The sequence below is a fragment of the Enterobacter cloacae complex sp. HYC074_NIDB genome (assembly GCF_056673345.1).
The window spans coordinates 1-4,858 of the sequence record NZ_CP114219.1 but is presented as its reverse complement, the minus strand read 5'-3'; the positions used below and the strand labels follow the sequence as shown (position 1 = coordinate 4,858).

Annotated in this window: 5 protein-coding genes; 1 reads left to right on the top strand and 4 read right to left on the bottom strand. The window is 52.4% G+C overall.

The features are described 5' to 3' along the window. Positions 1-582: 582 nt before the first annotated feature. The gene (locus O1724_RS23885; protein ID WP_032634162.1) at positions 583-1,011 is read right to left on the bottom strand and encodes a hypothetical protein; all 429 of its coding nucleotides are present in this window, start codon (positions 1,009-1,011) and stop codon (positions 583-585) included. 284 nt (positions 1,012-1,295) lie between these two features. On the opposite strand from O1724_RS23885, the gene O1724_RS23880 reads away from it, so the two are divergent. After that, positions 1,296-1,724 carry a helix-turn-helix domain-containing protein gene (locus tag O1724_RS23880; RefSeq protein ID WP_032634161.1) on the top strand — a complete coding sequence of 143 codons (429 nt, stop codon included), beginning with the start codon at positions 1,296-1,298 and terminating at the stop codon, positions 1,722-1,724. A gap of 56 nt (positions 1,725-1,780) precedes the next feature. Here the strand turns inward: O1724_RS23880 and O1724_RS23875 are convergent, their stop codons facing one another. From O1724_RS23875 to O1724_RS23865, 3 genes are all read right to left on the bottom strand, one after another. Further along, positions 1,781-2,272, bottom strand: a complete 492-nt coding sequence (locus O1724_RS23875) for a hypothetical protein (protein ID WP_123921711.1) — start codon at positions 2,270-2,272, stop codon at positions 1,781-1,783. 376 nt (positions 2,273-2,648) lie between these two features. Then, positions 2,649-4,145, bottom strand: coding sequence for a plasmid mobilization relaxase MbeA (gene mbeA, locus O1724_RS23870; protein WP_045347659.1), 1,497 nt, complete (start codon positions 4,143-4,145; stop codon positions 2,649-2,651). Beyond that, complete coding sequence (locus tag O1724_RS23865) at positions 4,135-4,458, bottom strand: MobC family plasmid mobilization relaxosome protein (protein WP_012477689.1); 324 nt, start codon at positions 4,456-4,458, stop codon at positions 4,135-4,137. The genes mbeA and O1724_RS23865 overlap by 11 nt, the downstream gene beginning before the upstream one ends. Between the last annotated feature and the right edge of the window lie 400 nt (positions 4,459-4,858).

The following is a 4,858-nucleotide window of genomic DNA, read 5'->3' as shown; positions in this document are numbered from 1 at the left end:
GCGAAGCCGTTTTTCCATAGGCTCCGCCCCCCTGACAAGCATCACGAAATCTGACGCTCAAATCAGTGGTGGCGAAACCCGACAGGACTTAAAGATACCAGGCGTTTCCCCCTGGTGGCTCCCTCGTGCGCTCTCCTGTTCCTGCCTTTCGGTTTACCGGTGTCATTCCGCTGTTATGGCCGCGTTTGTCTCATTCCACGCCTGACACTCAGTTCCGGGAAGGCAGTTCGCTCCAAGCTGGACTGTATGCACGAACCCCCCGTTCAGTCCGACCGCTGCGCCTTATCCGGTAACTATCAACTTGAGTCCAATCCGGAAAAACACGACAAAGCGCCACTGGCAGCAGCCACTGGTAACAGGTTTAGAGGAGGAGAGTCTTGAAGTTTCGGGTGCGATAAGGCTACACTGAAAGGACAGTTTTGGTGACTGTGCTCCTCCAAGCCAGTTACCGCGGTTCAAAAGAGCGTCAACTCTTGCGAACCTTCGAAAAAGCCACCTTGCCGGGTGGTTTTTTCGTTTTCACCGCAAGAGATTACGACGAGGGTCAACGAATCTCAAGGGATCATTCATCCGAACAAGAGATCATTCGAAATTTTGGGGGAGTTGCATAGGGTCATGATACCCAAGCTCTAACAGTTTTATATGGTTCGGCGCTAGACGTTGGAAGTGGATGACCCAATCAGAGACTTTGTACTTCCCGTGAAATGTATCGATGAAAACGGGATCGCCTATATGGGCATGCCACAATTTATTAGCCCTGGCATGTTCTTCAATAGCTTCTTTGTTTTCGTAACTGTCAGGCACGTTCCAAGATGGCGATACCTTGCCAATCCAAGCCGGATGGCCTTTTAAGGCATCGCCAAAAAGATTGTACTTCTCGAAATGTTCGATGAAGTCATCGATTTTATCGAGTGTTTTTTGAGAAAAGCGGGATGTGTAATAAAGATTGAATGTCTCAGAGAAAGAGACAACATTCAATTGTGGATTTTGCGTGCTTGATCCGCTGCCCATGCTCTTCTCTGCTCCCTACTTAGACCAGATGGCATTGTAACAGATCTCTCATTCGCTCTGGAAATCAACAGAGACAAGGATACACCAAATATTTCAGTATCTTTTACAAGATCATGATGTTGTTTGGTTTTCATATCACTAACTCCGTATTTAATGCAGATAGAAATGTTTTTCTGTTCTCAGATTAGCCTTTTATAGTTGTGTAATAATGGCGCTGGTGTCACCCTATTCATATGAATACTTATATTATATATATCTCAAAAAAAATATTTACAGGATAATCAATGAGTTACGCAATAGAAAAAAAATGGAAGGCTGGAGGTCTGTCATTAGGATGGACTGCAGTACCTACTGTGTTGTTTTTTATACAAAATGAGAAGAAATTGAGCCCTGTAGCATTCAATACCTTGCTGAATCTCATAGTACACTGGTGGAATCTACAGGAGTGGCCGCACCCCTCAATGGAGAGCCTGGCTATACGGATGGGGGTGTCAGTAAGGACGGTGCAAAGGGCTATTAATGACCTAGAAAAAGCCAATCTCTTAGATAAAAAACCGACATCAAAAAGCGACAACCGATATGGTGGCCGCAACATATACGACCTTACAAAGCTTGTAGATTATTTAGACATAATTGGTCCTTCTGTGTCCGAGCAAGTAAGAAAGCCGCGACATAAAAAGCCAATATATACAGTAAGGAAAAAAGCCGATTAGTTATGCTGGTTACATGCAGGAACAGCCCGCATTTGGAGGCCGGGCTTATCGTTAAATTAGGGCTTAATCGTAAGACCAGAACGTTGAATGTATTCATCAACGCGATCGCCAATGTTTACAATTTTGGCGAAATTCACATCAGCCGATGACACGTTTAGATCCGTTGCGGATGCAGGCATAGGCAAGGTTGCACGATGACCATCGACGGAAACCAAGGTTTTTCTATCAACAAACGAAGAACCATAGTGAACGGTGTACTCGACTGAACACGCATTACTATCAGGATGACGAACAGCCCAAGGCTCATTAAACGAGTTGTAGTCGTCGTAATCAGCTCTCTTAATGTGCAGTGCTAAATCATTTTTATAAGTAAACGCCCCTGTCTCATCATCCACAATCCAATCATTTTGACTCGATTGCGCAAGAATTCGTGTAACTTCATCAGCATTCATAAATAGCTCCATCAGGCAGTGTGTAGATAAAAAGCAAACAACATCACCTACATGGGTATTATCAGAACCTTTATCAACGGACGGTTGATTTACCATAACATCTGTTGCCCGCACCGCTGAAACGGGGTTGGCTGCGTTTCCGGTGCCAGACGCGAGAAAGTGGCGACAGACATAACGAAAAAACACCAGAAACGCAGCCGCTGAATATTACACTGGTGCATAGTCATGCAGCCAGATGCATGGATGTTAAAGTCACACTAAAATCCGCGCCAATGCCTTAAAAACCGACAAATGCTTCTCCAGCCAGTCCCACAGCTCCGCCGCCAGATACAGGCAGTTAAGCAATGATTCAATAAGATTTAACAGCTTCATTTCCCGCTCCTGAATAAGTCGTGACCTTTTTGATCACGAACCTATTTAGCGGGAGAAATAAGAGCCCCTCTTCGTGCGGGTTGTCAGCTGCCTGGATGGTTTAAAGTGTCGGCCCGCGGTAGGTTTTCTGCGGCTGGCGCTCCAGCTCCAGTGTTTTCTGATACTCATTCTCCCTCTGCCGGAGCTCGATGGCATTCAGTTCCCGGACAAGCGGCGCAGCTGCTCGCTTAAACTCAGCACCTGCGTGCTCAAGTCCGACACGCGCTCGTTCAGCATCGCGTTCTCCCGTTGCATAAGACCACACATGCTCCGCCATTCCGCGAAGGCGCTCTCCCATTCGTCCAGCCTTTGCGAGTAGTCCTGCTGTAGCTGCTCTAATGCGCTCAGCAACTGCTTTTCCAGCTCTGTCATTTTCCGCTACTCCTGTTTCAGGCGGATCCATGTCGTCCCGTCGTAGGGGATGGCTTCGGTTTGCATCCCCGGCGGCAGGATAAGAAACCTCCGGCCGTCGCTGCTCTCCTGATAGCGCACTCCCCACGTCCGGGCGGTCATTTTCGCCAGGGTATCTTCCTGCTGACGAAGATGCGTGTAATTGTCGGTTATCTGCTGCCCCTGCCACCACAGAATGCTCCCGCTCGTGCCGATCAGCAGCGCTGACACCATCAGGATGGTGAGCCATGTCCGCCCGGCAGTCCGCAGTACGCTCCGCCGGTTTTTCTCCATCGCCTCGCTCATACTCTGCTCGTGGGCGAGGATGGCGTCGCTGATTCTCCTCGCGCTTGCGCTCAGTTCCGCTCTGACAGACTGCTCGTGCTCGCTGAATGCGGCTTTCAGCATCTCGCCGGTACTCTGCTGCTGCGCTTTCGATTGCTGCTCTAAGTCCTTCGCCAGCGTTAAAAGACTGCTCATAGATGGCTCCCTTCAGTCGGATGTTTCGCCCCCCGTCCGGGTCGGCAATGCTGATACTGCTTTTCGTGGTGCGCACCACCTCAAAACCTGCACCTTCAAGAGTGTCAGTGACATCCTGACGGCTTTTCAGCTCCCCGGACGAAGCAAGGGTCAGCAGTCCCCGGGTAATGGCTTCTGCGGCCTCCTGCTTCGTTTTCGGCAGCCCGGACGGCGTGACCAGCGCCCGGCGGTTTTCCGGCGCGTTCGGGTCGTGCAGCCCCAGTCTGCCGTTCACGATAGTCTGCCAGGCATCGATGCGCGGCCGGTCGGCGCGGTCGTAGTAAGGCTGGAGCCGCCTGCCGGTCAGCAGCTCGGTATTGGGGATCAGAAAGTTCAGCTCCAGACGCCCCTTGTCCGCGTGCTCCACCCACAGAATGCTGTACTGATCTTTATCGAGTCCGGGCATCAGAACCCGCTCGAAGCTGGCCATCAGTTTTTCCCGCTGGCCGGGAGGCAGATCGGCCTCCGCAAACGACAGAACGCCGGAGGTGTATTTCTTAACGTAAGGCGACGCGTCAATCAGCTCCCGGACTTCTTCCGGCTTCCCCTGCAGGACGGTGGCGCCTTCACGCTGCCGGTCTTTACCCAGCAGATAGTCCACCGGCCCGGCGCCACCGCCGCGGCCGCGCGGATGAAATTTAACGATCATCGTCCGTTCCTTTCTCAAGAACGGCGTGCCGCAGCCGCTCAAGGCCGGCATCGATGGCCATCAGCGCCGCCACAATCTGTACCCTGTCATGGCCGGTGCCGCCGCCGGCGTTAACACGGCGGGCTATCTGGTTCAGGTTATTGCCCATGCCGGCAAGCTGGCGCAGCAGCGCCGGCGAGATCGAGGGGAGCTTTCCGGAACGTGCCGGCTTTTCGTCCAGGCAGATCTGCCGCATCCACGCCGCCAGCTGCCTGCCGTCACAGCGCTCAAGCAGCCGCCGGTGCTCGTCCTCCGTCACCCACATGGTGAGCATCTTGCTCCGTTTCTCTGACAAACCGGCCTCCTGATAACGCCGGGACGGGCGGGAAAGCCTTTCCCGGTCGGCGCGGGGTTGGACAAGCCGCAGGCGCGTCAGGCTTTTGGCGGGTTTCGGGGCGCAGCCCTGAACCAGTCACGTAGCGCTAGCGGAGTGTATACTGGCTTATTATATTGGCACGGGTGCGGGAATCAGTGAAGTGCTTCATGTGGCAGGAGAAAAAAGGCGGCACCGGCGCGTCAGCAGAATATGCGATACAGGATATATTCCGCTTCCTCGCTCACTGACTCGCTGCGCTCGGTCGTTCGGCTGCGGCGAGCGGTGTGGGCTTACGAATGGGGCGGAAATTCCTGGTAGATGCCAGGAAGAAACTTAACAGGGAAACGATAAGGCCGCG